This window comes from Enterobacter sp. SCRI0065, from assembly GCF_059766475.1.
In genome coordinates this window covers 62,706-89,705 of sequence record NZ_JCBAJB010000003.1, presented here as the reverse complement: position 1 = coordinate 89,705, position 27,000 = coordinate 62,706, and the positions used below count along the sequence as shown (strand labels likewise).

General features: G+C 52.0%; 27 protein-coding genes. 17 read left to right on the top strand and 10 right to left on the bottom strand.

Going from position 1 to position 27,000, the window contains the following annotated elements; genetic code table 11:
• Positions 1-5 precede the first annotated feature (5 nt).
• The 8 genes from ruvX to metK form a co-directional block, all read right to left on the bottom strand.
• Positions 6-422 (bottom strand): Holliday junction resolvase RuvX, encoded by a 417-nt coding sequence (gene ruvX / locus AC6EMZ_RS10525; protein ID WP_498402813.1) that lies wholly within the window; start codon positions 420-422, stop codon positions 6-8.
• Positions 422-982: a YqgE/AlgH family protein gene (locus AC6EMZ_RS10520; RefSeq protein ID WP_498402414.1), complete on the bottom strand. Its 561-nt coding sequence runs from the start codon at positions 980-982 to the stop codon at positions 422-424. The genes ruvX and AC6EMZ_RS10520 overlap by 1 nt, the downstream gene beginning before the upstream one ends.
• Before the next feature lie 94 nt (positions 983-1,076).
• The gene (gene gshB / locus AC6EMZ_RS10515) at positions 1,077-2,024 is read right to left on the bottom strand and encodes a glutathione synthase (protein WP_498402412.1); all 948 of its coding nucleotides are present in this window, start codon (positions 2,022-2,024) and stop codon (positions 1,077-1,079) included.
• Positions 2,025-2,044: 20 nt separating this feature from the next.
• Entirely contained in the window at positions 2,045-2,776 is a 732-nt protein-coding gene (gene rsmE, locus AC6EMZ_RS10510) for a 16S rRNA (uracil(1498)-N(3))-methyltransferase (RefSeq protein WP_498402411.1), read from the bottom strand.
• A 52-nt stretch (positions 2,777-2,828) separates the two neighbouring features.
• The gene (gene endA / locus AC6EMZ_RS10505; protein WP_498402410.1) at positions 2,829-3,536 is read right to left on the bottom strand and encodes a deoxyribonuclease I; all 708 of its coding nucleotides are present in this window, start codon (positions 3,534-3,536) and stop codon (positions 2,829-2,831) included.
• 94 nt (positions 3,537-3,630) lie between these two features.
• Complete coding sequence (locus tag AC6EMZ_RS10500) at positions 3,631-4,128, bottom strand: SprT family zinc-dependent metalloprotease (protein ID WP_498402409.1); 498 nt, start codon at positions 4,126-4,128, stop codon at positions 3,631-3,633.
• Positions 4,129-4,200: 72 nt separating this feature from the next.
• Positions 4,201-5,598, bottom strand: coding sequence for a sugar porter family MFS transporter (locus AC6EMZ_RS10495; protein WP_498402408.1), 1,398 nt, complete (start codon positions 5,596-5,598; stop codon positions 4,201-4,203).
• Positions 5,599-5,965: 367 nt separating this feature from the next.
• Positions 5,966-7,117 carry a methionine adenosyltransferase gene (gene metK / locus AC6EMZ_RS10490; RefSeq protein WP_498402407.1) on the bottom strand — a complete coding sequence of 384 codons (1,152 nt, stop codon included), beginning with the start codon at positions 7,115-7,117 and terminating at the stop codon, positions 5,966-5,968.
• A gap of 276 nt (positions 7,118-7,393) precedes the next feature.
• On the opposite strand from metK, the gene yqgG reads away from it, so the two are divergent.
• The 4 genes from yqgG to speB all read left to right on the top strand — a co-directional run bounded on the left by yqgG (position 7,394) and on the right by speB (position 10,753).
• Positions 7,394-7,513, top strand: a complete 120-nt coding sequence (gene yqgG, locus AC6EMZ_RS10485; RefSeq protein WP_498402406.1) for a small protein YqgG — start codon at positions 7,394-7,396, stop codon at positions 7,511-7,513.
• Between the two features lie 95 nt (positions 7,514-7,608).
• The gene (yqgB, locus tag AC6EMZ_RS10480; RefSeq protein ID WP_498402812.1) at positions 7,609-7,758 is read left to right on the top strand and encodes an acid stress response protein YqgB; all 150 of its coding nucleotides are present in this window, start codon (positions 7,609-7,611) and stop codon (positions 7,756-7,758) included.
• Complete coding sequence (gene speA, locus AC6EMZ_RS10475) at positions 7,751-9,727, top strand: biosynthetic arginine decarboxylase (RefSeq protein ID WP_498402405.1); 1,977 nt, start codon at positions 7,751-7,753, stop codon at positions 9,725-9,727. The genes yqgB and speA overlap by 8 nt, the downstream gene beginning before the upstream one ends.
• 105 nt (positions 9,728-9,832) lie before the next feature.
• Entirely contained in the window at positions 9,833-10,753 is a 921-nt protein-coding gene (gene speB / locus AC6EMZ_RS10470; RefSeq protein ID WP_498402404.1) for an agmatinase, read from the top strand.
• 46 nt (positions 10,754-10,799) lie between these two features.
• Here speB and loiP read toward each other — a convergent pair whose 3' ends face one another.
• A complete protein-coding gene (gene loiP, locus AC6EMZ_RS10465) occupies positions 10,800-11,558 on the bottom strand; it encodes a metalloprotease LoiP (RefSeq protein ID WP_498402403.1) in 759 nt (252 codons plus the stop codon).
• 271 nt (positions 11,559-11,829) lie between these two features.
• On the opposite strand from loiP, the gene tkt reads away from it, so the two are divergent.
• The 11 genes from tkt to mscS all read left to right on the top strand — a co-directional run bounded on the left by tkt (position 11,830) and on the right by mscS (position 24,210).
• A complete protein-coding gene (gene tkt, locus AC6EMZ_RS10460) occupies positions 11,830-13,821 on the top strand; it encodes a transketolase (RefSeq protein WP_498402402.1) in 1,992 nt (663 codons plus the stop codon).
• Positions 13,822-14,163: 342 nt separating this feature from the next.
• Positions 14,164-14,607: a PTS mannitol transporter subunit IIA gene (gene cmtB / locus AC6EMZ_RS10455; RefSeq protein ID WP_498402400.1), complete on the top strand. Its 444-nt coding sequence runs from the start codon at positions 14,164-14,166 to the stop codon at positions 14,605-14,607.
• Between the two features lie 26 nt (positions 14,608-14,633).
• A complete protein-coding gene (locus AC6EMZ_RS10450; protein WP_498402398.1) occupies positions 14,634-16,016 on the top strand; it encodes a PTS mannitol transporter subunit IIBC in 1,383 nt (460 codons plus the stop codon).
• Positions 16,017-16,038: 22 nt separating this feature from the next.
• Positions 16,039-17,316 carry a zinc-binding dehydrogenase gene (locus AC6EMZ_RS10445; protein WP_498402397.1) on the top strand — a complete coding sequence of 426 codons (1,278 nt, stop codon included), beginning with the start codon at positions 16,039-16,041 and terminating at the stop codon, positions 17,314-17,316.
• Positions 17,313-18,284, top strand: a complete 972-nt coding sequence (gene glpX / locus AC6EMZ_RS10440) for a class II fructose-bisphosphatase (RefSeq protein ID WP_498402396.1) — start codon at positions 17,313-17,315, stop codon at positions 18,282-18,284. Before AC6EMZ_RS10445 ends, glpX begins: the two co-directional genes overlap by 4 nt.
• 15 nt (positions 18,285-18,299) lie before the next feature.
• Positions 18,300-18,809, top strand: a complete 510-nt coding sequence (locus AC6EMZ_RS10435) for an MltR family transcriptional regulator (protein ID WP_498402395.1) — start codon at positions 18,300-18,302, stop codon at positions 18,807-18,809.
• Positions 18,806-19,525, top strand: coding sequence for a nucleoside/nucleotide kinase family protein (locus AC6EMZ_RS10430; protein ID WP_498402393.1), 720 nt, complete (start codon positions 18,806-18,808; stop codon positions 19,523-19,525). The genes AC6EMZ_RS10435 and AC6EMZ_RS10430 overlap by 4 nt, the downstream gene beginning before the upstream one ends.
• A 237-nt stretch (positions 19,526-19,762) precedes the next feature.
• Positions 19,763-20,782 (top strand): erythrose-4-phosphate dehydrogenase, encoded by a 1,020-nt coding sequence (gene epd, locus AC6EMZ_RS10425; protein WP_498402392.1) that lies wholly within the window; start codon positions 19,763-19,765, stop codon positions 20,780-20,782.
• A gap of 49 nt (positions 20,783-20,831) precedes the next feature.
• Positions 20,832-21,995, top strand: a complete 1,164-nt coding sequence (pgk, locus tag AC6EMZ_RS10420; protein WP_498402390.1) for a phosphoglycerate kinase — start codon at positions 20,832-20,834, stop codon at positions 21,993-21,995.
• A gap of 92 nt (positions 21,996-22,087) precedes the next feature.
• The gene (gene fbaA / locus AC6EMZ_RS10415; protein WP_498402389.1) at positions 22,088-23,167 is read left to right on the top strand and encodes a class II fructose-bisphosphate aldolase; all 1,080 of its coding nucleotides are present in this window, start codon (positions 22,088-22,090) and stop codon (positions 23,165-23,167) included.
• A gap of 185 nt (positions 23,168-23,352) precedes the next feature.
• Complete coding sequence (mscS, locus tag AC6EMZ_RS10410) at positions 23,353-24,210, top strand: small-conductance mechanosensitive channel MscS (RefSeq protein ID WP_498402388.1); 858 nt, start codon at positions 23,353-23,355, stop codon at positions 24,208-24,210.
• Positions 24,211-24,252: 42 nt separating this feature from the next.
• On the opposite strand, the gene dctP is transcribed toward mscS, so the two are convergent.
• Positions 24,253-25,311, bottom strand: coding sequence for a TRAP transporter substrate-binding protein DctP (gene dctP / locus AC6EMZ_RS10405; protein WP_498402387.1), 1,059 nt, complete (start codon positions 25,309-25,311; stop codon positions 24,253-24,255).
• Between the two features lie 200 nt (positions 25,312-25,511).
• Here dctP and argO point away from each other — a divergent pair, with 200 nt between their 5' ends.
• Entirely contained in the window at positions 25,512-26,147 is a 636-nt protein-coding gene (gene argO, locus AC6EMZ_RS10400; RefSeq protein ID WP_498402386.1) for an arginine exporter ArgO, read from the top strand.
• A gap of 91 nt (positions 26,148-26,238) precedes the next feature.
• Positions 26,239-26,973, top strand: a complete 735-nt coding sequence (locus AC6EMZ_RS10395) for an oxidative stress defense protein (RefSeq protein ID WP_498402385.1) — start codon at positions 26,239-26,241, stop codon at positions 26,971-26,973.
• The last annotated feature ends 27 nt before the right edge of the window (positions 26,974-27,000 follow it).

Here is a 27,000-nt window from a genome sequence, read left to right as displayed (position 1 = left end):
GGTGGTCAGAAACCCTGTTCGAAGAAACTTTCGAGGATGATCACGGCGGAGGCAGAATCTACGCTGCCTTTATTAAGGGCGCGAAAACCGCCATGTTCAAACAAACCGGCACGCGCTTCGACCGTGCTAAGACGTTCGTCATGTAATTTTACCGCGACGCCAAAGCGGCCATGGATCTTATTGGCAAATTTACGCGCGCGTGCGGTTAGCGGCTGTTCGGTTCCGTCCATATTGAGCGGAAGTCCAACGATCACTTCATCCGGCTGCCACTCTTTGAGTAAACGTTCGATGATTGTCCAGTCTGGTGTGCCATCCTGAGCCTTTATCGCCGTCAGTGGACGGGCCGTTCCGGTAATACGTTGGCCAATCGCAACGCCAATACTTTTGGTACCAAAATCAAAGGAAAGAAGGGTTCCGCTCATCATGCATGCCCCGCAACACCGGGCATGGTCTGAATATCAATACCAATCAGTTTTGCCGCTTCGCGCCAGCGATCGGCGATTGGCGTTTTAAACAGGATATTCAGATCTGCGGGAGCTGTAAGCCACGCATTGTCGAGGATTTCCTCTTCCAGTTGGCCTTTCTCCCAGGAGGAATAACCCAGCGCGACCAGCACTTCAGAAGGCTGCTGAAGGGTTCCCAGCGTTTCAAGAACGTCACGTGAAGTGGTGATCACCGTATTGTCGGAGACGCGAATACTGGAAGAAAACCCCGGAGGCGTGTGCAGAATAAAGCCACGATCTTCTGCCAGCGGGCCACCAAGCATCACCGGCTTATCAAGACGGATCTCAGGCGCGCGTTCTTCTGGCACAATCTTGAGTTTGTCCAGAATGCCTTCGATTTGCAGATTTTCCAGCGGTTTATTGATGATAATGCCCATCGCGCCGTCTTCATTGTATTCGCAGATATACACTACGGAACGACGAAAAATGGGGTCCTGGAGAGCAGGCATGGCAATAAGAAAGTGATGCTGTAAATTCATTGTCAGAGGTTCTGTTTCCTGGTTGAAAAAGCAACAGCGCCCAGTATGCGTACAAACTAGCGCGCTGTCACGAAGTGTCGTGGAGGGAGGCGGATTACTGCTTCAGACGTTTTTCAATCGCGTCCATCAGCATACCGGTGATGGATACCGGGAATTCGGCTTCGATTTCACGGATACAGGTTGGACTGGTGACGTTCACTTCCGTCAGGCGATCGCCGATGATGTCCAGGCCGACAAAGATAAGGCCTTTGGCCTTCAGCATCGGTCCCACGCGACGGGCAATTTCCCAGTCGCTTTCGGTAAGCGGGCGCGGTTCGCCACGGCCACCGGCTGCCAGGTTACCGCGGGTTTCACCACCCTGTGGAATACGTGCCAGGCAGTACGGAACTGGTTCGCCATCGACGACCAGCACGCGCTTATCACCGTCGACAATTGCGGGGATATAGTTCTGCGCCATGCAGTAACGGCTGCCGTGTTCGGTCAGGGTTTCAGCGATAACACCCAGATTAGGATCACCTTCTTTCACGCGGAAGATAGACGCACCGCCCATGCCGTCCAGAGGCTTGAGGATGATATCGCCATGCTTCTGCCAGAACGCTTTCAGCTGTGCCTTGTTACGGGTGACCAGCGTGTCCGGCGTCAGGTCAGAGAACCACGCGGTATACAGCTTCTCGTTACAATCGCGCAGGCTTTGCGGTTTGTTGACGATGAGCGTGCCTTTTTCTTCTGCACGTTCAAGGATATAGGTGCAGTAGATGAATTCGGTATCGAACGGTGGATCTTTACGCATCAGGATCACATCAAGCTCAGCGAGCGGAATATCCTGCTCGGAACCAAACTCGTACCATTTATCGTAATTTTGCTCGACGTTAACGATGCGTGTCCGCGCGCGGGCTTCGCCGTTGATCAGATAAAGATCGGCCATCTCCATATAGTGGAGCTGGTAGCCGCGACGTTGCGCTTCCAGCAGCATAGCGAAGCTGGAATCTTTCTTGATGTTAATGCTTGCGATGGGATCCATCACGATGCCGAGCTTGATCATTGTTCTTCTCCGTTAATGCTTCAACCCAAATCGCCAAAACGCACCTGAAGCGCGGTAATGGCAGTGAGCGCAGTAGTCTCAGTACGCAGAACGCGAGGTCCCAACAGAATATCCGTAAATTGATAACGCCCGGTCATGGCGATCTCCTCTGCCGACAGCCCACCTTCCGGGCCGATCAGCAGACGTACGCGCTCAACAGGCAGCGGCAGCGTGTTGATGCTGGCGCTGGCACGCGGATGAAGATTGAGCTTCATTCCGCTCTCTTCTTCTGCACACCACGCTTCGAGATCCATCGGTGGACGGATCTCCGGAACACGGTTGCGGCCGCATTGCTCGCAGGCGGCAATGGCAATTTTTTGCCACTGCTGGAGTTTCTTGTTCAGGCGTTCGGCATCCAGTTTAACGCCGCAACGCTCAGAAAAAAGTGGCGTAATGAGGCTTACACCAAGTTCGATCGATTTTTGGATAGTGAATTCCATTTTTTCGCCACGCGACATCACCTGGCCCAGGTGGATATGCAGCGGTGATTCACGATCGTCCACTTCACCACGCAGAATATTGACCTGCACGTTTTTTTTGTCCGCGCGGGTAATTTCAGCGTCAAATACCTGATTGCTGCCATCAAACAGCTGAACTGCCTGCCCAGCGCCCATGCGCAGCACGCGGCCAACGTGGTTGGCGGCTTCATCGGACAGGGCAATCTCGCTGCCTGCGGTAATCAGTTCTGGGTGGTAGATGCGGGGAATGCGCATAGTCAGAATTTCCATAAGTCATGCGGTGTAGGCTAATGGTCGCTAGTGTAGGTTAGCTCTTTTGCGCCTGGCAAGCCCGCTGCACATATGGGTTATGATTCCCCTGAACTTTTGCAATCCGGGTATCACGTTCGCATTCCCATTCCGTCACCGGATATTGCTTGTCCCAGGCGTTGAAAAGCTGTGTCTGCTGACGAGACAGATTGAGGTCGTAGCGATCGCGCATATAGAAGTAGGTGCGGGCAATGCTACCGCGTGCGCGGGATGGCGGCTCGGCGAGTTTCTCTTTGAAGTCGACCTTCATACCACACTGGCCATACTGACCCTCGCCGCCGTTCCACTGGCTGTACATAAAGTTGGCGCGATCGCCGTTCACTTCACCGACAGCAGGCTGCAGGTTATGCATGTCGCTTTCGATCTGGCGATATATCGGATCTTTGGCACAATTTTTACGTCCGCCGTCCTGCCAGCATTGACGCTGGTGGCCAAATTGCCATGCCGGAACCACATGTTCCCATTCGATTCGGTTGGCGCGATTTTCATTTTTGCGCACCTTGTAACCGCAGGATTCGAGGTCCACGACCCCCTTTTTTCCCTGCCAGTTAATTTTACAGCCGCAGTAAAAATCGCCCGGCACGTCGGCATTAACTTTTACGCCTGCGGTTTTGGCTTGAGAAAAACTGTGGATACCGTCGGCCAGCACGTGGCCAGAGAACGCCGTCACCAGAAAGGCAACCGCGAGAGAACAATTACGGGACATCACGAACTCCATGTGAAAACGAGCCCGCAACGTAGCGAAAGTTGTTCCTGTATGCAATCAGTCAGATCAGGAAAGTTCCTGATAGTTCAATTAACTACTCTGCGACCAGCGGTTCACCACACTTCACGCAGCGGTAGGTTGCTTCGCCGCGCACCACGCGATTGTGACGACGAACGGTCAACTGGTGCTGTTGGCACTGGCAGCGATAAGGGAAGGTGTTTCGGCGAACCGATTCCAGTTCGAACTGGTGCGTTCGGCGGGCGGGGACGCCAAGCACCGCTTCCATCATCCATTTCCACTCTTTTCCATGCGGGGCGACGCGACCAAAATGTTTCCAGACCAGTAAATGCGCCAGCTCATGCGGCACCACGTCGTCGATGAACGCCTGCTGGTTTTCCATCATCAGAACAGGATTAAGTCGGATTTCGTAGGATTCTAGCCACGCCGTGCCGGCGGAGGTACCGCGCTGCTGATAAACCAGCCTGGGTTCAGGGTAATTACGTCCCAGCTTTAGATTGGCCTGGGCGAGTTTATCCCGCAGGCAGCGCATAACCGCTTGCTGAAGCGCGATGGGGAGGCGGGGAGTTTTCATAGGGGCAGAGAATAAAGTGAGACGCGGGGTGGTGCAAGAGGCTTCCTCTCTTGCGAGAGGAAGCTCTGAGACTTAGTCGTGAGCGCCGATTTCGCGAAGCTTGCGACCTTTCATCAGGTTACGTTCGATATGTTCCAGTGAAACGTGTTTGGTTTCTGGAACCAGCCACAGCGTCAGAACAATGAAGAACAGGTTCAGACCGCCATAAACCCAGAAGGTATTGGCGTTACCCAGGGTGTTCAACATCGTCAGGAACGTTGCGCCGACGATCATGTTGGCAATCCAGTTGGTTGCGGTAGAGCAGGTGATACCGAAATCACGGCCTTTCAGCGGCTGGATTTCAGAGCACAGTACCCAAATCAGCGGGCCAGCGCTCATCGCAAAACCGACGATAAACATCAGCAGCATCCCGACGGCAAAGTACTGTGCCGTTGGCGAGTGAATGCCCACATGCATCATCGTACCCAGAACGCCCATGCCGATAGCCATCACCAGGAAGCCGAGGGTTAGCGTTGGTTTACGGCCCCAGCGGTCAACCAGACCGATTGCGATAAAGGTTGCCAGCACGTTAGTTAAACCAACGATGACGGTGCCCCACATCTGCTCGGTGGTGTTGGTGTAGCCCGCCAGCTCAAAGATTTTTGGTGCGTAATACATGATGACGTTCATCCCGGTGAACTGCTGCATAACCTGCAACAGCACGCCAAGGAACACCGCGCGACGAAAGTGACTGTTCTCTTTAAACAGCGCCCAGCCGGTTTGTTTGATCTTCAAGCTTTCACGGATTTCATCCAGCTCTTTTTTAGCTTCGGCACTGGTATCGCGAAGACGCAGCAATACGCGCTCGGCGTCGTTAAAGCGCCTCTTCGCCGCATACCAGCGTGGGCTGTCTGGCAGGAAGAACACGCCAATCAACAGCAAAATAGCCGGGATGATGATAACACCCAGCATCCAGCGCCATGCACCGCTGTAGCTAAACGCGGTGTCCGACAGATAGGCACCAAGAATACCAATGGTGATCATGAGCTGGTACATCGAGATCATGCTGCCACGAATTTTCTCCGGGGCAATTTCTGACAAGTACAACGGAGCGGTATAAGAGGCCACGCCAACCGCCAGGCCAAGCAGTACGCGGGAAATAATCAGCACTTCCACATTTGGCGCAGCAGCAGAGCAGAGCGAGCCGGCCACAAACAGAATCGCGCCGATCATCAGGCTCTTTTTACGCCCCAGGCGATACGAGAGCCAGCCGCTGCCGACGGCACCGACGGCGGCACCAAACATCATGGAGCTAACAACCCACTCCTGCGTGTGCGCGCTTATCTGGAATTCGTCAGTGATAAAGGGTAAAGCACCGGCGATGACGCCAATATCCAGGCCGAAAAGCAAGCCTGCCAACGCCGCCAGGAAGCAGACAAAGAAGGTCATCGTCTTATTGGACGTACGCCCCTTTTTTTTATAGTCAGGCATTATGCCCTCCAGTTGGGTTATCAATTTTATCGATGTAAAGGGTAGGTGAGTACGACGTAAAAATATGTGAGACAAATCACATTGGTGTAATCGGTTACACTAGTGTGAGATTGTCAGTTTTATTAAAGCTTTGAAAATATAGAGGTAAAAGAGTCGATGTGCATCCCGTTTGCACCAAATTCAGACTTAACTGAAATGAAATGTAACAGCAGATGAAGTGAGATCACGCAAAGGGATTATTCTGAAATCGAGTTAAATGGAATGTGGTGTAAGCGGTTTCATTGGGGGCAATATATCGCCGGACAAAAAGCACAAAAGCAAAAGGCCAGCGCGAGGCTGGCCTTTGATCGAGCGTGTCAGTCGTTAATTACAGACCGGCAGCGTCACGCAGCAGGGCGGCTTTGTCGGTTTTTTCCCATGGGAAATGCTCACGACCAAAGTGACCGTATGCAGCGGTTTCTTTGTAGATTGGGTGCAGCAGGTCCAGCATCTGAATCAGACCGTATGGACGCAGGTCGAAGAATTCACGCACCAGCAACGTCAGCTGTTCGGTCGGTAACTTCTCAGTCCCGAAGGTTTCAACCATGATGGAGGTTGGCTCTGCCACGCCGATGGCGTAGGAAACCTGAATTTCGCAACGATCCGCCAGGCCCGCAGCAACGATGTTTTTGGCAACATAACGTGCAGCGTACGCAGCAGAACGGTCAACTTTAGACGGATCTTTACCGGAGAACGCACCGCCACCGTGACGCGCCATGCCGCCGTAGGTATCCACGATGATTTTACGACCGGTCAGACCGCAGTCACCCATTGGGCCGCCGATAACAAAGCGTCCGGTTGGGTTGATGAAATATTTGGTTGACGCATTCAGCCACTCGGTCGGCAGAACGGGCTTGATAATCTCTTCCATCACGGCTTCTTGCAGTGATTTCTGATCGATATCTTCTGCGTGCTGAGTTGACAGCACTACCGCGTCGATACCGACAATTTTGCCGTCATCGTACTGGAAGGTGACCTGGCTTTTCGCATCAGGACGCAGCCACGGCAGCGCGCCGTTTTTGCGTACTTCAGCCTGACGCTGCACCAGACGGTGTGCGTAGGTGACAGGCGCTGGCATCAGCACGTCGGTTTCATTGGTGGCGTAGCCAAACATCAGGCCCTGATCGCCTGCACCCTGTTCCAGCGGATCCGCACGGTCAACGCCCTGATTTATATCAGGAGACTGTTTACCAATCGCGCTCAGAACCGCACAGGAATTGGCATCAAAGCCCATGTCGGAATGCACATAGCCAATTTCGCGTACCGTGTTACGAGTGATCTCTTCGATATCCACCCATGCGCTGGTGGTCACTTCACCGCCAACTAACACCATGCCGGTTTTGACGTAGGTTTCACAGGCGACGCGTGCTTTCGGATCCTGCTCCAGGATCGCATCCAGCACCGCATCAGAGATTTGGTCAGCAATTTTGTCAGGATGCCCTTCTGATACGGACTCGGACGTAAAAAGGTGTTTTGCCATTTTATATTTCACCTAAGGAGAATTTGGTTAGCTCGAACTGTCGTGTGGAAAAGCCAAAGCAGAAGATTCTACCAAGGCCTGCAGGTTAATGACACTGGCAGTCTGAGTGTTAATCAGTATGGATGGATTAACATCTGGACGGCTATTTTAGGTCAGTTCTTCGCCCGATTTCCAGTTTTTTTTGACTAACCTCTCATTGCGTTGAAATCTCAGCTGGAAATATTTGCTGACGGTCCTGGCAATGTCCGCATTAATGCTTTGCATTTTGTCGGTGTTGTGGGTATAAAACGCGGCGCGCGTTTGTCCCCCGCAACCCGCACATCAAATCTGCAAATCTGCCGATGTTATACCCATCTCGGTGCTTCTCAGGATTCCAGGGCCGGTCAGGCTTTGTGACAAACTGAACAAGGGCGCTCTTGTTAATACAAGAGTTTTCTCGTGGTTTCGCCGAACCTTGTCATACAGAGTTCGGATACGTGTTTTACAATGATATGAATCAGAAACCGGTCGCACGGCCTCGCGTTCAGCATGATGTGCTGGATATTCAGGCCGTTTATGGGTTGTTATCGCGGTATAACGCTGCGATAGTAGTCAACTGTTTTACACTTAATACAAAGAGTTGTGAGGTTCGCTATGTCTGACGACATGTCTTCTTTTTCGCCTTCGTCAGCGGGCGAACAGGGTGTACTACGTTCTATGCAGGAGGTTGCGATGAGCTCCCAGGAAGCCAGCAAAATGCTGCGCACATACAATATTGCCTGGTGGGGCAATAATTACTACGACGTCAACGAACTGGGCCATATCAGTGTCTGCCCTGATCCTGACGTACCGGAAGCTCGCGTCGATCTTGCCAAACTGGTGAAAGCGCGTGAAGCGCAGGGGCAGCGTTTGCCTGCACTGTTCTGCTTCCCGCAGATCCTGCAACACCGTTTGCGTTCCATCAACGCCGCGTTCAAGCGTGCGCGTGAATCTTACGGCTATAAAGGCGACTATTTCCTGGTTTACCCGATCAAGGTTAACCAGCACCGTCGCGTGATTGAATCACTGATCCACTCCGGCGAACCGCTGGGTCTGGAAGCCGGTTCGAAAGCGGAACTGATGGCGGTTCTGGCACATGCCGGAATGACCCGTTCAGTGATCGTCTGTAACGGCTATAAAGACCGTGAATACATTCGTCTGGCGCTGATTGGCGAGAAGATGGGCCATAAAGTCTATCTGGTCATCGAGAAGATGACGGAAATTGCTATCGTGCTGGAAGAAGCCGAACGCCTGAACGTGGTTCCACGTCTTGGCGTGCGTGCGCGTCTGGCATCGCAGGGGTCCGGTAAATGGCAGTCTTCCGGCGGTGAAAAATCGAAATTCGGTCTCGCGGCAACGCAGGTTCTGCAACTGGTAGAGATTCTGCGCGATTGCGGTCGACTGGACAGCATTCAACTACTGCACTTCCACCTCGGCTCGCAGATGGCCAATATTCGCGATATCGCCACTGGGGTTCGTGAATCAGCGCGTTTCTACGTGGAACTGCACAAGCTCGGCGTCAATATTGAGTGCTTCGACGTGGGCGGCGGTTTGGGTGTGGACTATGAAGGTACACGCTCGCAGTCCGACTGTTCCGTGAACTACGGCCTGAATGAGTACGCGAACAACATCATCTGGGCGATTGGCGATGCGTGTGAAGAGCACGGACTGCCGCATCCGACGGTGATTACTGAATCAGGTCGTGCAGTGACGGCGCACCACACTGTGCTGGTGTCCAACATCATCGGCGTTGAGCGCAGCGAAAACACCGAAGCAACACCACCGCAGGATGATGCCCCGCGCGCGCTGCAAAATATGTGGGAAACCTGGCAAGAAATGCATGAGCCAGGCACGCGTCGCTCGCTGCGCGAATGGCTGCACGATAGCCAGATGGATTTGCATGATATTCATGTCGGTTATTCCTCAGGCACATTTAGCCTGCAGGAACGTGCATGGGCGGAGCAGCTTTATCTGAACATGTGCCACGAGGTGCAGAAGCAGCTCGATCCAAGTAACCGCGCACACCGTCCGATTATCGACGAACTGCAAGAACGTATGGCGGATAAAATTTACGTCAACTTCTCGCTGTTCCAGTCTATGCCGGATGCGTGGGGTATCGATCAGCTGTTCCCGGTCATGCCGCTCGAGGGCTTAAACCGCGCGCCTGAACGTCGTGCAGTACTGCTGGATATCACCTGTGACTCCGATGGCGCTATCGATCACTACGTCGACGGCGACGGCATCGCAACGACCATGCCAATGCCGGAGTACGACCCGGAGAACCCACCAATGCTGGGCTTCTTTATGGTCGGGGCGTATCAGGAAATTTTAGGCAACATGCATAACCTGTTCGGTGATACCGAAGCGGTTGACGTGTTTGTCTTCCCTGACGGTAACGTGGAAGTGGAACTCTCGGATGAGGGTGACACCGTCGCGGACATGCTTGAATACGTTCAGTTGGATCCGAAAAAACTGCTGACTCAGTTCCGCGATCAGGTCAAAAATACCGATCTGGACGCTGCGTTGCAGCAGCAGTTCCTGGAAGAGTTTGAAGCAGGTTTGTACGGCTATACGTATCTCGAAGACGAGTAACTATTCTTCCCCACACGACTCAATCCCTTCCTCGTCGGGTTTAACGACGCGGAGGGGATTTTTTTTCATCTTTTTTAATGTATCGAATCTACAAGAGGTCAGGACATGAGCACTTTAGGTCATCAGTACGATAACTCTCTGGTATCTAACGCGTTTGGTTTTTTGCGTCTGCCAATGAACTTCCAGCCGTACGATAGCGACGCGGACTGGGTCATCACCGGCGTGCCGTTTGATATGGCAACCTCCGGTCGTGCTGGTGGACGTCACGGCCCAGCGGCAATCCGTCAGGTATCGACTAACCTTGCGTGGGAACATAACCGCTTCCCGTGGAACTTCGACATGCGCGAGCGTCTGAACGTGGTTGACTGCGGTGACTTGGTTTACGCCTTCGGCGATGCGCGTGAGATGAGCGAAAAACTACAGGCGCACGCAGAGAAGCTTCTGGCTAACGGCAAGCGCATGCTCTCCTTCGGTGGTGACCACTTCGTGACGCTGCCGCTGCTGCGCGCGCACGCCAAACACTTCGGTAAAATGGCGCTGGTACACTTTGATGCGCATACCGACACGTACGCGAACGGCTGTGAATTTGACCATGGCACCATGTTCTATACCGCGCCGAACGAAGGTCTGATCGATCCTAACCATTCTGTGCAGATCGGTATTCGTACCGAATTCGACAAAGATAACGGCTTCACCGTGCTGGATGCGGGCCAGGTGAACGATCGCGGCGTAGACGATATCATCGCTCAGGTTAAGCAGATCGTTGGCGACATGCCGGTCTACCTGACCTTTGACATCGACTGCCTGGATCCGGCGTTTGCACCAGGTACCGGTACGCCGGTCATCGGCGGTCTGACTTCCGATCGCGCCATTAAGCTGGTGCGCGGTCTGAAGGATCTGAACATTGTGGGAATGGACGTGGTAGAAGTGGCTCCGGCTTACGACCAGTCTGAAATCACTGCGCTGGCGGCGGCGACCCTGGCGCTGGAAATGCTGTATATCCAGGCAGCGAAGAAAGGCGAGTAAGTTCTGATAATGGCCGGGAAGCGCGATGCAACCCGGCCATTAAAACTTATTTGATTCCGTCGGCTGCCATGCGATCGCGGATATGCTGAGCTCGCTCGGCAGATGCCGGGTGATCGTCGAACATTGAGCTTTGACGTCCGGCTTCCAGTTTAGCCAGTTTTTCAAAGCTGGTGGCTAATCCTGACGGATTAATGCCACGCTTGCGCAACAAATCGTAAGAGTAATCATCGGCTTCGGATTCCTGGCGCTGAGAGAACTGAGAGTTAACCAGTTTTTCCCCTACATCACCGAGCTGCGACTGCGACAGGCTGCCAACAATGCCGCCAGCGGATGCCGCTGCTGCACGTACGGCGTTGGTGCCTAACGCCACCTGCATACCTTTTTTCACATGGCCGAGTGCGACGTGACCCATTTCATGGCCGATCACCGCTTCGACTTCGTTGTCGGTCATCATGTCCATCAGCCCGCTGTAGACGCGGATACAGCCGTTCGCCATGGCAAACGCGTTCACATCTTTCGCCACATAAACTTTGTAATTCACCGGCTGACCGTTGATGTTATCGCCGAGTGCGGAAGCTATCTTATTCAGACGCTGCGCGTAAGTGCTGTTGGCAGGCGCAATGGTTGCTTTTGCGTCCATCTCTTTACAGGCCTGATCGCTCAGCTCTTTTACCTGGGCATCGCTCAGGGAATAGGCCTGAAATGCTTCTGCGCCTGAACTCATCAGACCGTTAGAATCCATATTCTGACAGCCGCTCAGCAGGATCGTCGTACCAAAAGCCAGCACTATTGCACGCATTTTCATGAGGTTGCTTCCGTAGCCATTAATCTAAATAAAATCCGAAAATAAAACGGCAACGAAGCCGCAGTCAGCCTAAGTATAAAGAATATCGTTAGGGCCGGGCGAGTAGATTGCGCAACATGCGAGCATGATCCAGAGATTTCTTAAGAGGCAAAAGAATGCTCCATGTACATGCTTTGTCGCTTGGGTTACATTGTTGGCACTTTTTTCCGGCGTAGCCCAAAACGCGCTGTCGTCAAGGGCATGGCCTTTAACAGTCCGATCTGGAGTTAAAATGTCCTCACGTAAAGAGCTTGCTAATGCTATTCGTGCGCTGAGCATGGACGCAGTACAGAAAGCCAAATCTGGTCACCCAGGTGCCCCTATGGGTATGGCTGACATTGCCGAAGTATTGTGGCGTGATTTCCTGAACCACAACCCGCAGAACCCATTGTGGGCTGACCGCGACCGCTTTGTGCTGTCCAACGGTCACGGCTCTATGCTGATCTATAGCCTGCTGCACCTCACGGGTTATGCGCTGCCAATTGAAGAGCTGAAAAACTTCCGCCAGCTGCATTCTAAAACTCCAGGTCACCCTGAAGTGGGTTACACCGCTGGCGTTGAGACCACAACGGGTCCGCTGGGTCAGGGTATTGCAAACGCTGTAGGTATGGCGATTGCTGAAAAAACCATGGCGGCGCAGTTTAACCGTCCTGGTCACGATATCGTCGATCACTTTACCTACTCATTCATGGGCGATGGCTGCATGATGGAAGGCATTTCTCACGAAGTGTGCTCCCTGGCAGGTACTCTGAAACTGGGTAAACTGGTTGCGTTCTATGATGACAACGGCATCTCCATTGATGGCCACGTTGAAGGCTGGTTCACTGACGATACCGCTAAGCGTTTCGAAGCCTACGGCTGGCACGTTGTGCGCGGGATTGACGGTCACAATGCTGACTCCATCAAACGCGCAGTAGAAGAAGCGCGCGCGGTTACCGACAAACCATCCCTGCTGATGTGCAAAACCATTATCGGTTTTGGCTCCCCAAATAAAGAAGGTACGCACGATTCCCATGGTGCTCCGCTGGGCGACGCAGAAATCGCACTGACCCGTGAAAAACTGGGCTGGAAATACGCGCCATTTGAAATCCCTTCTGACATCTATGCACAGTGGGATGCCAAAGAAGCAGGTCAGGCTAAAGAAGCGGCCTGGAACGAGAAATTCGCAGCCTATGCTAAAGCCTTCCCACAGGAAGCGGCAGAATTCACCCGTCGTATGAAAGGTGATATGCCAGCAGATTTCGATGCAAAAGCGAACGAAATCATTGCTAAGCTGCAGGCTAACCCTGCGAAGATCGCCAGCCGTAAAGCGTCTCAGAATGCTATCGAAGCATTCGGCCCGCTGCTGCCAGAATTCCTCGGCGGCTCCGCTGACCTGGCACCGTCGAACCTGACTATCTGGTCTGGTTCTAAAGCGATCAACGAAGATACCGCCGGTAACTACATCCATTACGGTGTGCGTGAATTCGGTATGACCGCAATCGCCAACGGTATCTCCCTGCACGGCGGTTTCTTGCCGTACACCTCTACCTTCCTGATGTTTGTTGAATACGCGCGTAACGCCGTGCGTATGGCTGCGCTGATGAAACAGCGTCAGGTGATGGTCTACACCCATGACTCCATCGGTCTGGGCGAAGATGGTCCAACTCACCAGCCGGTAGAGCAGGTAGCTTCTCTGCGCGTGACGCCAAACATGTCGACATGGCGTCCATGTGACCAGGTTGAATCCGCAGTAGCGTGGAAATATGGCGTTGAACGTCAGGACGGTCCAACCGCGCTGATCCTTTCTCGTCAGAACCTGGCACAGCAGGATCGTACCGAAGAGCAACTGGCTAACATCGCTCGCGGTGGTTACGTGCTGAAAGACTGCGCAGGCCTGCCAGAGCTGATCTTCATCGCGACCGGTTCAGAAGTTGAACTGGCTGTAGCCGCCTGGGATAAACTGTCTGCTGAAGGCGTGAAAGCGCGCGTGGTTTCCATGCCGTCTACCGACGCGTTCGACAAGCAGGATGCCGCTTACCGTGAATCTGTACTGCCTAAAGCGGTTTCCGCTCGCGTAGCAGTAGAAGCCGGTATTGCTGACTACTGGTTCAAATACGTGGGTCTGAACGGCGCAATCGTCGGTATGACCACCTTCGGTGAATCTGCTCCGGCAGAGCTGCTGTTCGAAGAGTTCGGCTTCACCGTTGAGAACGTTGTCGCGAAAGCGAAAGAACTGCTGTAATCGTAGTTTTCCCGGCAGGCGCAGGTCTGCCGGGTCAAAACTGTTAAGCCAGACGGCTATGCCGTCTGGCTTTTTTATGCGTGAGATCACTCTCTTTAAATCTGACAAGAGGTTAAAAGTGATTTTTATCACATATACAAACAGTGCATTTTTAACGAATTTGCAATGACGATCTCATTTATAGTGTTGTAAAATTCAAACGACAGCATAACTAATTGTTAATTATGATTTTAAATTTCCTAGGATTTCCCTTCCTAATTTATTTGGCCTGTTTGCTTTCATGATGTAGCGCGAGTATTTTATTTTTAGTTTCACCCTGTACCTAAAAATAAGAGAGTGCTTATGCGCCTGATAAACTATTTTCCAGAAGCATCTATCACGATAAAAAAATCAGCACAAAACTGGCAAGAAGCTATTGATCTCAGTATGGCGTCTTTGCTGCGTAATGATTACGTTAACGAAGACTATGTCCAGGCTATTAAAGATTCAACGCTGAATAATGGCCTTTATTATATTCTTGCTCCTGGGGTGGCAATGCCACACGCACGGCCAGAATTTGGCGCGTTGAAAACAGGAATGTCATTAACGTTATTAAAGGAGGGCGTAACGTTCAGTGATACCAATGAGCCCGTTAAATTACTTATAGGCCTTTCTGCTGCCGATGCTGATTCACATATTGGTGCTATTCAGGCACTGAGCGAACTGTTATCAGAAGACGACCAATTAGCCTCGCTGTTAAATTGCCACACTGAAAAACAGCTCGCGGATATTATTGCTCACGCATAATCTCAATTCCTTTACAGGATCACATCATGGAAAATAAATCTGCTCGTGCAAAAGTCCAGGCTTTTGGGGGCTTTTTGACGGCGATGGTTATCCCCAATATCGGCGCTTTTATTGCCTGGGGATTCATTACCGCATTATTTATTCCAACCGGCTGGCTGCCGAATGAGCATTTCGCCAAAATTGTCGGTCCGATGATTACCTATCTATTGCCTGTCATGATCGGTTCTACCGGCGGCCATCTGATTGGTGGAAAGCGTGGTGCGGTGATGGGCGGCATTGGCACCATCGGCGTCATCGTTGGGGCTGATATCCCGATGTTCCTGGGCTCTATGATTATGGGGCCGCTGGGCGGGTGGGTTATCAAACGTATCGACAGAGCTCTGGAAAAGCACATCCCTGCTGGCTTTGAGATGGTGATTAATAACTTCTCGTTGGGCATCGCGGGCATGCTGCTCTGCCTGCTGGGGTTTGAAGTTATAGGCCCGGCGGTTCTGATTGCCAACACCTTCGTTAAAGAGTGCATTGAAGCGCTGGTGCATGCGGGCTATCTGCCTCTACTGTCGGTCATTAACGAGCCTGCTAAAATTCTGTTCCTGAATAATGCCATCGATCAGGGCGTTTACTATCCACTGGGCATGCAGCAAGCCTCTGTGGACGGCAAATCGATCTTCTTTATGGTTGCTTCAAACCCAGGTCCTGGGCTGGGACTGCTGCTAGCCTTTACCTTCTTCGGTAAGGGGATGAGCAAGCGCTCTGCGCCGGGTGCCATGATCATTCACTTCTTAGGTGGCATTCATGAGCTCTATTTCCCGTATGTGCTGATGAAACCCTTAACGCTAATCGGCATGATTGCAGGGGGAATGTCCGGCACCTGGATGTTTAATTTGCTCGGCGGTGGATTGGTGGCAGGACCGAGTCCAGGATCGATTTTTGCCTATCTCGCCTTGACGCCGAAAGGCTCTTTCATGGCCACGATTGCCGGGGTGGCAGTGGGGACCGCAGTGACCTTTGCGGTAACGGCGCTAATCCTGAAAATGGAAAAAACGGTCGAAACTGAAAGTGAAGATCAGTTTGCAGAGTCCGCCAATGCGGTTAAAACCATGAAGCAGGAGGGTGCCTTTTCTCTGAAGAACGTCAAGCGAATCGCGTTTGTTTGCGATGCCGGAATGGGATCCAGCGCGATGGGCGCAACCACGTTCCGTAAACGGCTGGAAAAAAACGGTCTTTCCATCGACGTAAAACATTATGCCATCGAGAATGTCCCCGCTGATGCCGATATTGTTGTCACTCACTCAAGTCTTGAGGGAAGGGTTAAACGCGTGTCCGAGAAACCTTTAATCCTGATTAATAATTACATCGGCGATCCGCAGCTTGACGTGCTATTTAAAAAACTCACTGCTGAAATCTAATTCTGCTTTTACGAGGTTTATCATGAAAACAAAAGTGGCCGCCATTTACGGCAAGGGCGACGTACGTTTACGCGAATTTGAATTGCCTGCAATTACCGATAATGAACTACTGGTCAGCGTGATATCGGATAGCGTGTGCTTATCTACCTGGAAGGCAGCGATGCTCGGCAGTGAACATAAACGCGTGCCGGATGATTTAGAAAATCACCCTGTGATTACGGGACACGAGTGCGCAGGAATAATTGTTGAGGTAGGTAATAATTTAGCCGATAAATATCACAAAGGTCAGCGATTTGTTTTACAGCCAGCGATGGGATTACCTACCGGTTATTCTGCGGGATACAGCTATGAGTATTTCGGCGGCAATGCGACCTATATGATTATTCCTGAAGTGGCGGTGAATTTAGGCTGTGTATTACCGTATAAGGGATCGTATTTCGCCGCCGCGTCGCTGGCGGAGCCAACCTGCTGCATCATTGGCGCGTATAACGCAAATTACCATACCACGCAGTATGTCTATGAACATCGTATGGGAATAAAGCCGGGGGGGAATCTCGCACTGCTGGCGTGTGCCGGACCAATGGGGATCGGGGCGATTGATTATGCGATTAACGGAGGAGTCCAACCCTCTCGCATTGTGGTCGTTGATATCGATGAAACCCGACTGGCGCAGGCGCGCAGGCTATTGCCCGTTGAACTTGCCGCCGAGAAGGGGATTGAGCTTATTTATGTTAACACGGCAGGAGTCGATAACCCGACGGCGGCTCTGCGCGCGCTCACCGATGACGCCGGTTTTGACGATGTCTTTGTCTATGCCGCAGTGGCCTCGGTGGTTGAAATGGCCGACGAGCTTCTGGCGGAAGACGGCTGCCTCAATTTCTTTGCCGGCCCAACGGATAAAAACTTCAAGGTGCCGTTTAACTTTTACAACGTGCATTACAACAGCACTCACGTTGTCGGCACCTCCGGCGGCTCGACGGAGGATATGAAAGAGGCTATCGCGTTGAGTGCTTCTGGAAAACTACAGCCTTCATTTATGGTGACGCATATTGGCGGGCTTGATGCGGTGCCGGACACGGTGCTCAACCTGCCGAATATCCCCGGCGGCAAAAAGCTTATCTATAACGGCGTCACGATGCCCTTAACGGCTATCGCAGATTTTGCCGAGAAGGGGAAAACCGATCCGTTGTTTAACGCGCTGGCGTTGCTGGTTGCCGAAACCCACGGCATCTGGAACGAGCGGGCAGAGAAATATTTGCTGGCGCACTTTGGCGTCGATATTGGGGAGGCGACGGCATGATGTCGCTTGCATGGTCGCTCTTTCGCACGACGGAACAGGCAGCGCTGGCTGCCTGGCCGCAAATCGGATGCGGTGATAAGAACAAAATTGATGGTCTGGCGGTGAACGCAATGCGCCAGGCGCTCAATCAGATGGCGATACGCGGACGTATTGTCATCGGTGAAGGCGAGATTGACTGCGCGCCGATGCTCTGGATTGGCGAAGGGGTAGGGCTGGGCACCGGCCCGCAGGTGGATATTGCGGTGGACCCCATCGAAGGCACACGGATGGTAGCAATGGGGCAAAGCAATGCGCTGGCGGTGATGGCATTTGCGCCGCAGGGGAGCCTGCTTCACGCGCCTGATATGTATATGAAAAAGCTGGTGGTCAACCGCCTGGCGAAAGGGGCCATTAACCTCGCCTTGCCGCTGGCGGATAATTTGCGCAGCGTGGCGAAGGCGCTCGGAAAACCGCTGGATAAACTGCGTATGGTCACACTCGACAAACCGCGCTTACGTGCGGCAATCGATGAGGCCACCACGCTTGGCGTGAAGGTTTTTGCACTTCCCGATGGAGACGTTGCCGCCAGCGTGCTCACCTGTTTGCAGGACAATGATTATGACGTGATGTATACCGTCGGCGGTGCCCCTGAAGGCGTTATCTCTGCCTGTGCGGTGGTGGCGTTAGGGGGAGATATGCAGGCGGAGCTTATCGATTTTTGTCAGGCTAAAGGGGACTCGGAAGCGAACCAGCGCATCAGTGCCGAGGAGCATCACCGCTGCAACGAGATGGGTGTTGAGATAAACCGCGTGTACTCGCTCAGTGAGCTGGTAACGAGTCAGGACGTCATTTTCTCGGCGACGGGCGTAACCGGGGGCGATTTGGTCAACGGCATTCAACAGGTGGCGAACGGTGTGCGCACGCAAACTTTACTGATCGGCGGCGCGGACCGAACGTGTAATATAATAGACTCCCTGCATTCATGGTGATTTATCGAGAAACGAATGACGACGCTGACTGAAGACGATGTAATTGAGCAACTGGACGCTCAGAGCGATTTACTTTCGTTTATGACAACGGCAAATGAAATTTTGCTGCTGGGCATAAAGCGTTTTCTGCCGTCGCTGTTCGTGAATAATGATGAAGAGATCGTGGAATATGCAGTGAAGCCGTTACTCGCACAAAGCGGGCCGCTTGACGATATTGATGTAGCGTTGCGTTTGATTTATGCGCTGGGGAAAATGGATAAATGGCTGTATGCCGATATCACTCATTTTTCCCAGTTCAATCACTATCTCAAAGAACAGAGTGAAATCCCTGGCTTCGCGGATGACATGACCTGGGATTTTATCAGCAACGTGAATAGCATTACGCGTAATGCAACCTTATACAACGCGCTGAAGTCGATGAAATTTGCCGACTTTGCGACCTGGTCCGAGGTTCGCTTTACCGGAATGGTCAAGACGGCAATGACGCTGGCGATAACGACAATACTACAGGAACTGGCTCCTTGAAAATCAGCTTGATGGTAAATGGATTACAGGTTGAGGCACATTATTCTGACGATGAGATCGAGAAGGTCCATCGGCCGTTATTACAGCAAATTGCGCAGCGGCATGCGTTAAGTTCACATCCTCGGACCGTTGTGTTTCTCAGCGCGCCACCGGGAACGGGAAAGTCTACGCTAACCACCTTTTGGGAATATCTCGCCTGTCAGGATCCTCATTTACCCACCTTGCAGACGCTACCCATGGATGGCTTCCACCACTACAACGCCTGGCTGGATGCCAATAAGCTTCGTCCGTTTAAGGGCGCACCGGAGACGTTTGACGTAGAAAAGCTGGCGCAAAATCTACGTGATATTCGAGAAGGCGCTGCTGACTGGCCGCAGTATGACCGGCAAAAGCACGATCCAGTAGAGGCAGCGATAAGCGTGACGGCCGACATTACGATCGTTGAGGGCAACTGGCTTTTGCTGGATGACGAGAAGTGGAGGACGCTGGAGGATTTCTGTGATTTCTCACTGTTCATCACGGCGCCTGCGGCAGCTCTGCGTCAGCGACTGATACAGCGCAAAGTAGCCGGTGGATTATCTCAGGATGAGGCGCTGGCTTTCTATCTGCGCACGGATGGGCCAAATGTTGAGCGCGTACTAAGGCACAGTCGTCCGGCGGATCTGACGTTACACATGACAGCAGAAGGTGAATATACCTTTGCCAGAATGGAATAATTAGAGGGTATTCGTCACGCTAAAATGTGACGCAAGTCAGATAAATGGCGAATCTCTCCGGGCGAACGTTTCCTTTATTCCTGGTTTCGCTTATTCTTGCTGAAGCGTTTCAGTCGATTAAATGTTCGACAATTAACCAATCAGTCGCAGTTTGTGACAGGCAAGGATTCCCCTCCGGGCGTAGCTGGATTACTCTTTCAGCCACCTCAATTTTAGGGATAGTCTTGCAGGAGACCTATGACCGTACGCGTAGCGATTAATGGTTTCGGTCGCATCGGGCGCAACGTGGTTCGTGCTTTATATGAATCCGGGCGTCGGGCGGAAATCACCGTAGTAGCAGTTAATGAACTGGCTGATGCTGCGGGTATGGCGCATTTGTTGAAATACGACACCAGCCATGGGCGCTTTGCCTGGGACGTTCGCCAGGAAAGAGAGCAGCTGTTTGTCGGCGATGATGTGATTCGGATTCTGCACGAGCGCAGTATTGAAGGGCTGCCGTGGCGTGAGTTGGGTGTGGATGTGGTCCTCGACTGTACCGGCGTGTACGGTAACCGCGAGCACGGAGAGGCACATTTGGCTGCGGGGGCGAAAAAAGTTCTCTTTTCCCATCCTGGTAGCAACGACCTGGACGCTACCGTCGTCTTTGGCGTTAATCAGCATGAGCTACAGCCCGAACACCGTATTGTCTCCAACGCCTCCTGCACCACGAACTGCATAATTCCGGTCATCAAATTGTTAGACGATGCGTATGGCATTGAATCGGGAACCGTCACGACGATTCACTCCGCTATGCACGATCAGCAGGTGATCGATGCGTACCACCCTGATTTGCGTCGCACGCGCGCAGCAAGTCAGTCAATCATTCCGGTGGATACGAAACTTGCGGCAGGGATTACCCGTATCTTCCCGCAGTTTAACGATCGTTTTGAGGCGATTGCGGTTCGCGTACCGACCATAAATGTTACCGCAATTGACCTGAGTGTGACGGTTAAAAAACCGGTAAAAGCGTGTGAAGTCAACTGGTTGCTGCAAAAAGCGGCACAGGGTGCATTTCATGGTATAGTTGACTATACGGAATTACCGTTGGTCTCAGTAGATTTTAACCACGATCCGCACAGTGCCATTGTCGATGGTACGCAAACGCGGGTCAGCGGTGCACACCTCATCAAAACGCTGGTGTGGTGCGATAATGAATGGGGCTTTGCTAACAGGATGCTCGACACCACGTTAGCCATGGCCGCACAAGGTTTCAGGTAAGACGCGTCGTGCGTCTGCAAAACTTTAAGAATCAACGAGAGGATTCACCATGTCTGTAATTAAGATGACCGATCTGGATCTGGCAGGTAAACGCGTTTTCATTCGTGCCGATCTGAACGTACCGGTTAAAGATGGCAAAGTGACCAGCGACGCGCGTATTCGTGCTTCTCTGCCAACCATCGAGCTGGCGCTGAAACAGGGCGCTAAAGTGATGGTAACCTCCCACCTGGGTCGTCCGACCGAAGGTGAGTACAATGAAGAATTCTCTCTGCTCCCGGTTGTAAACTATCTGAAAGACAAATTGTCCGGCCCGGTGCGCCTGGTTAAAGACTACCTGGACGGCGTGGAAGTGGCTGCAGGCGAGCTGGTTGTTCTGGAAAACGTTCGCTTCAACAAAGGCGAAAAGAAAGACGACGAAGCACTGTCTAAAAAATACGCTGCCCTGTGCGACGTGTTCGTAATGGACGCATTCGGTACTGCTCACCGTGCTCAGGCCTCTACCCACGGTATCGGCAAATTTGCAGACGTAGCTTGCGCAGGTCCTCTGCTGGCAAACGAACTGGAAGCATTGGGTAAAGCTCTGAAAGAGCCTGCTCGCCCAATGGTAGCCATCGTTGGTGGCTCTAAAGTGTCCACCAAACTGACCGTTCTGGATTCCCTGTCCAAAATCGCTGACCAGCTGATTGTTGGCGGCGGTATTGCGAACACCTTCGTAGCGGCTCAAGGCCACAACGTGGGCAAATCCCTGTACGAAGCAGACCTTGTTGAAGAAGCAAAACGTCTTCTGACCACTTGCGATATCCCAGTCCCAACGGACGTTCGTGTTGCGACCGAGTTCTCTGAAACTACAACTGCAACCCTGAAATCTGTTAACGACATCAAAGATGAAGAGCAGATTCTGGACCTGGGCGACGTTTCTGCACAGAAACTGGCAGATATCCTGAAAAACGCAAAAACCATTCTGTGGAACGGTCCAGTTGGCGTGTTTGAATTCCCTAACTTCCGTAAAGGGACTGAAATCGTGGCTAACGCAATTGCAGATAGCGATGCGTTCTCCATCGCAGGCGGCGGTGATACTCTGGCTGCAATCGACCTGTTCGGTATTTCTGACAAAATCTCCTACATCTCCACTGGTGGTGGCGCATTCCTCGAATTCGTGGAAGGCAAAGTCCTGCCAGCAGTAGCAATGCTCGAAGAGCGCGCTAAGAAGTAAGCCATTCATGGGCAGGGAAACCTGCCCAAATTTCAGCGCGCTTATTAGAGCTCGCACTTTTTCTAACGGCCGAAGATACAGGACTACGTAACATGTCTAAAATTTTTGATTTCGTAAAACCTGGCGTGATCACTGGTGATGACGTCCAGAAGGTGTTCCAGGTAGCTAAAGAAAATAACTTTGCTCTGCCAGCAGTTAACTGCGTCGGTACTGACTCCATCAACGCCGTACTGGAAACCGCTGCAAAAGTTAAAGCACCGGTTATCGTTCAGTTCTCCAACGGTGGCGCTGCGTTCATCGCCGGTAAAGGCGTGAAAACTGACGTTCCTCAGGGCGCTGCAATCCTGGGTGCTATCTCTGGTGCGCACCACGTTCACCAGATGGCTGAGCACTACGGTGTTCCAGTTATCCTGCACACTGACCACTGCGCGAAGAAACTGCTGCCGTGGATCGATGGTCTGCTGGACGCTGGCGAAAAACACTTCGCAGCAACCGGTAAACCACTGTTCTCTTCTCACATGATCGACCTGTCTGAAGAGTCTCTGGAAGAGAACATCGAAATCTGTTCTAAATACCTGGCGCGCATGTCCAAAATGGATATGACCCTGGAAATCGAACTGGGTTGCACCGGCGGTGAAGAAGACGGCGTGGACAACAGCCACATGGACGCTTCTGCGCTGTACACTCAGCCAGAAGACGTTGATTACGCCTACACCGAGCTGAGCAAAATCAGCCCGCGTTTCACTATTGCAGCGTCTTTCGGTAACGTGCATGGTGTTTACAAGCCAGGCAACGTTGTTCTGACCCCAACTATCCTGCGCGATTCTCAGGACTATGTTTCTAAGAAACATAACCTGCCGCACAACAGCCTGAACTTCGTCTTCCACGGTGGTTCCGGTTCTTCTGCTCAGGAAATCAAAGATTCTGTTAGTTACGGTGTTATCAAAATGAACATCGATACCGATACCCAGTGGGCAACATGGGAAGGTATTCTGAACTACTACAAAACTAACGAAGCTTACCTGCAGGGCCAGTTGGGCAACCCGAAAGGCGAAGACCAGCCGAACAAAAAATACTACGATCCACGCGTATGGTTGCGTTCTGCTCAGGCGAGCATGATCACCCGCCTGGAGCAGGCATTCAAAGAACTGAACGCGGTTGACGTTCTGTAATTTGATCTGCTGAAGCGTTAATAAGGTCCGCAATTGCGGACCTTTTTTATGGTTTTTCAATCATCTGCAACCGACATTTTTGTGATCTGTTTGGCATAATCCGTGCTTTTTGTTTACCCTTTACTAACCTGTCTGTCTCGATGTGGGATGGTTTTTTTGGTTTGGATTAGCTTAAGGATGGATGAATGGACGATCTCGGTGTAGTAGATGGCATTAACAATGCGGGAACCTGGCTGGTGCGCAACCAGGCATTGCTGTTGAGTTATGTGGTGAATATTGTGGCGGCAATTGCGATTATTGTCGTGGGGATGATTGTGGCGCGTATTGTGTCCAACGCCCTAAATCGCGTGATGCGTGCGCGTCACATCGATGCAACGGTCGCAGATTTCCTTTCCGCACTGGCGCGTTACGGTATTATCGCCTTTACGTTAATTGCAGCGCTCGGACGCGTAGGTGTTCAAACAGCCTCCGTTATCGCGGTACTCGGTGCTGCCGGTCTGGCAATTGGTTTGGCATTGCAGGGCTCGCTGTCTAATCTGGCGGCTGGCGTACTACTGGTGACCTTCCGTCCCTTCCGTTCTGGCGAATACGTTGACCTTGGCGGTACTGCCGGTACGGTCCTGAACGTGCAGATCTTCTCCACCACGCTTCGTGCAGCGGATGGTAAAATCGTCATTGTTCCCAACAAAAAGATTATTGATGGCAACATCACTAACTTCTCTCGCGAACCGGTGCGTCGTAATGAATTCATCATCGGCGTAGGGTACGACTCTGACACCGATTTGGTGAAGAAACTGCTTACCGATATTATCGAGTCCGACGAGCGTATTATTAAAGATCGTGAAATGACCGTTCGTCTGAATGAGCTAGGCGCTTCTTCTATTAACTTTGTGGTGCGTGTGTGGAGCAAAAGCGGCGATCTGCAAAACGTGTACTGGGATGTGCTGGAACGCGTTAAACGCGATTTTGATGCCCACGGTATTAGCTTCCCGTATCCGCAGATGGATGTGAATTTCAAACGCAATATTAAAGAAGCAGAATAACTATTCGTTATTAACGCCCGCACCTGAAACGCGGGCGTTATTTTATGGCTTGCTGCGTGCGTTTTCCTCAAGCAAAGCGGCAATGCCTTGCATTAGCATCCCCGCATCTTTGACTCCCTTACTTTCTTGTTGCGCTACCCACTCCGTTTGTACCTGCTGATAGCGGGTAACCGTCCGCCATTCATTCAATTCATTGCGGCTCAGAAGATGAAGCTTAGCGCCTTCTTTTTCAAGCGTTGTTGCCAGGGAGGCCAGTCCGCTGTCCAGTGAAGCACCGAGCTGCTTTTCCGTTAAGGCGGCGGCGCGGCGAATGGCTTCTTTATCCTGCCCGTCCAGCGCATTCCATGTGTTTTTGTTTATCACCAGGAGATAGACATGCCCAAGCCAGAGCGAGGGAGAATACTGAATGAAAGGGGCCGCGCGCTGGGCATGGATGTCGTAGCCGCTATCGAGGTTAACCATCAACCCGTCCAGTTGTCCGTTGCGTAACGAATCGGAAATCTTGTCATTCCACGGCATCGTGAGTGGCACACCGCCCGCGTGACGTAAAAATGATTGATGCCAGAAACTGGCGGTTCGCCATTTGCTCCCCTGTAGCTGATTCAGCTTCACGTCCGGTTTTGTATTGAAAAAACCGACCGGGTAACCCAGGAAAAACTGCAAATTCACCAGGTTATTTCGCTCCAGTTCGTTGGCGAACTGAGGGTATTGCTGGAAAACACGATGAAATAAGTCAACCTGCGCATTGCCGTTATGGGGGCCTACAGGGAAGCTTTTGAATATCTGATGAAGTGGAAGTTGCTCGGCCGTATATTCAGGAACGACAATCCCGATATCGGCTTTCTCACCTTGATTCAGCGTTTTTAGCGCATCGTAACTGCTGGAGAGTTCGCCATTCCAGTGGGCATCAATTTTTAAACGACCCTGCGACTCTTTTTCTATCGCGCTAAAAAACACCTCTTTAATGAAACGGGTGCGCATATTGCCATACGGCTCGTGGTCGGTGTAACGCAGCGTCTTCTCTGCGCTAGCCGTCACTGGAAGGGCAGCGAAGAAAAGGGTTGTGGCGAGAATAAGCATGGAAATGCCGTGATGCTTCATTCCATTTCCTTTAACGAATTGAGTTATAAGGGATAAAGCATACGCCGAGCACCCAGCGATTACACTTGTCAAAATCTGAATTATGAGCCTTCGCGACTTAGTATTAATATCGCTAATTACTTATTAGAATTATCAATTTCCGCTAATGACGATATCCCCGTATAGTCTTCGCTTAAAGACATCTGAACGAGATTAATCTAATGTTATCTTATTATTTTCAAGGGCTTGTGCTTGGTGCGGCGATGATTCTTCCGCTGGGGCCGCAGAATGCTTTCGTCATGAATCAGGGAATTCGTCGGCAGTATCATCTGATGATTGCGTTGCTGTGTGCCGTGAGCGATATGCTTTTGATCAGCGCGGGGATTTTTGGTGGTAGCGCGTTGCTGATGCAGTCGCCATGGCTGCTGGCGCTTGTCACGTGGGGAGGCGTTGCGTTTCTGCTGTGGTACGGCTTTGGTGCTCTGAAAACCGCGATGAGCAGTAATCTGGAACTGGCGAGTGCCGAAGTCATGAAGCAGGGCCGCTGGAAGATTATCGCCACTATGCTCGCCGTGACCTGGCTTAATCCGCACGTCTATCTGGATACCTTTGTGGTACTCGGGAGCCTCGGCGGGCAGTTGGACGTTGAGCCGAAACGTTGGTTTGCGCTGGGAACCGTCAGTGCGTCTTTCCTGTGGTTCTTTGGCCTGGCGATACTGGCGGCATGGCTCGCGCCACGCTTACGCACCGCTAAGGCCCAGCGCATCATCAACACTCTGGTTGGGGTCGTGATGTGGTTTATTGCCTTTCAACTGGCGAAAGAGGGGATTCATCATGTGCAGGCGCTTTTTAACTAAGCGTTGTCTTATGGACATCTGAACAGGACCCGCTAAGCTTGCAGGCATGCGCCCTGTTGAAGGGTAATCTTCGCAACATGGAGGAATAATAGTGAAGTGTAAAGTGATAGCCCTGGCGGCAGCAGTAAGTTTTGGCGCGATGTCAGTTCAGGCGAATGAGTTGCCTAATGGACCGCATATTGTCACCTCCGGTACCGCAAGCGTGGATGCCGTTCCGGATGTTGCTACGCTGGCAATTGAAGTTAACGTTGCAGCAAAAGATGCCGCAACGGCAAAAAAACAGGCTGACGATCGCGTTGCGCAATATCTGTCTTTCCTTGAGCAAAACGGCGTAGGCAAAAAGGATATCAACTCTGCGAACTTGCGCACCCAACCTGATTACGATTATCAGAACGGCAAAAGTATCCTGAAAGGCTATCGCGCGGTGCGCACTGTTGAAGTCACGGTTCGTCAGCTCGACAAGCTGAACTCTTTGCTGGACGGTGCACTGAAAGCGGGGCTTAACGAAATTCGTTCCGTTTCGCTGGGCGTTGCGCAACCGGAAAAATACAAAGACGAAGCGCGTAAAGCCGCGATTGACGATGCGATTCGTCAGGCGGAACAGCTGGCATCAGGCTTTAAGACCAAGTTGGGTCCTGTTTACAGCGTGCGTTACCACGTCTCCAACTATCAGCCAAGCCCGATGGTTCGTATGATGAAGGCAGATGCTGCCCCGGTTTCTGCTGAAGAAACCTACGAACAGCCAACGATTCAGTTTGACGATCAGGTTGATGTGGTGTTCCAGCTTGAGCCGACAGCGGCCGAACAGCCGAAACCTGCTCAATAATCTGTAGGCCGGGTAAGGCGAGACCGC

Coding starts and splice junctions, on each gene's coding strand:
- endA (WP_498402410.1), bottom strand. CDS start 3,536: ATGTCCCGTAATTGTTCTCTCGCGGTTGCCTTTCTGGTGACGGCGTTC.
- AC6EMZ_RS10495 (WP_498402408.1), bottom strand. CDS start 5,598: ATGCCTGACTATAAAAAAAAGGGGCGTACGTCCAATAAGACGATGACC.
- fbaA (WP_498402389.1), top strand. CDS start 22,088: ATGTCTAAAATTTTTGATTTCGTAAAACCTGGCGTGATCACTGGTGAT.
- AC6EMZ_RS10500 (WP_498402409.1), bottom strand. CDS start 4,128: ATGAAAACTCCCCGCCTCCCCATCGCGCTTCAGCAAGCGGTTATGCGC.
- argO (WP_498402386.1), top strand. CDS start 25,512: ATGTTATCTTATTATTTTCAAGGGCTTGTGCTTGGTGCGGCGATGATT.
- dctP (WP_498402387.1), bottom strand. CDS start 25,311: ATGAAGCATCACGGCATTTCCATGCTTATTCTCGCCACAACCCTTTTC.
- speA (WP_498402405.1), top strand. CDS start 7,751: ATGTCTGACGACATGTCTTCTTTTTCGCCTTCGTCAGCGGGCGAACAG.
- AC6EMZ_RS10435 (WP_498402395.1), top strand. CDS start 18,300: ATGACGACGCTGACTGAAGACGATGTAATTGAGCAACTGGACGCTCAG.
- tkt (WP_498402402.1), top strand. CDS start 11,830: ATGTCCTCACGTAAAGAGCTTGCTAATGCTATTCGTGCGCTGAGCATG.
- cmtB (WP_498402400.1), top strand. CDS start 14,164: ATGCGCCTGATAAACTATTTTCCAGAAGCATCTATCACGATAAAAAAA.
- AC6EMZ_RS10445 (WP_498402397.1), top strand. CDS start 16,039: ATGAAAACAAAAGTGGCCGCCATTTACGGCAAGGGCGACGTACGTTTA.
- AC6EMZ_RS10450 (WP_498402398.1), top strand. CDS start 14,634: ATGGAAAATAAATCTGCTCGTGCAAAAGTCCAGGCTTTTGGGGGCTTT.
- yqgB (WP_498402812.1), top strand. CDS start 7,609: ATGAATCAGAAACCGGTCGCACGGCCTCGCGTTCAGCATGATGTGCTG.
- mscS (WP_498402388.1), top strand. CDS start 23,353: ATGGACGATCTCGGTGTAGTAGATGGCATTAACAATGCGGGAACCTGG.
- epd (WP_498402392.1), top strand. CDS start 19,763: ATGACCGTACGCGTAGCGATTAATGGTTTCGGTCGCATCGGGCGCAAC.
- gshB (WP_498402412.1), bottom strand. CDS start 2,024: ATGATCAAGCTCGGCATCGTGATGGATCCCATCGCAAGCATTAACATC.
- speB (WP_498402404.1), top strand. CDS start 9,833: ATGAGCACTTTAGGTCATCAGTACGATAACTCTCTGGTATCTAACGCG.
- loiP (WP_498402403.1), bottom strand. CDS start 11,558: ATGAAAATGCGTGCAATAGTGCTGGCTTTTGGTACGACGATCCTGCTG.
- metK (WP_498402407.1), bottom strand. CDS start 7,117: ATGGCAAAACACCTTTTTACGTCCGAGTCCGTATCAGAAGGGCATCCT.
- AC6EMZ_RS10520 (WP_498402414.1), bottom strand. CDS start 982: ATGAATTTACAGCATCACTTTCTTATTGCCATGCCTGCTCTCCAGGAC.
- ruvX (WP_498402813.1), bottom strand. CDS start 422: ATGAGCGGAACCCTTCTTTCCTTTGATTTTGGTACCAAAAGTATTGGC.
- glpX (WP_498402396.1), top strand. CDS start 17,313: ATGATGTCGCTTGCATGGTCGCTCTTTCGCACGACGGAACAGGCAGCG.
- rsmE (WP_498402411.1), bottom strand. CDS start 2,776: ATGCGCATTCCCCGCATCTACCACCCAGAACTGATTACCGCAGGCAGC.
- pgk (WP_498402390.1), top strand. CDS start 20,832: ATGTCTGTAATTAAGATGACCGATCTGGATCTGGCAGGTAAACGCGTT.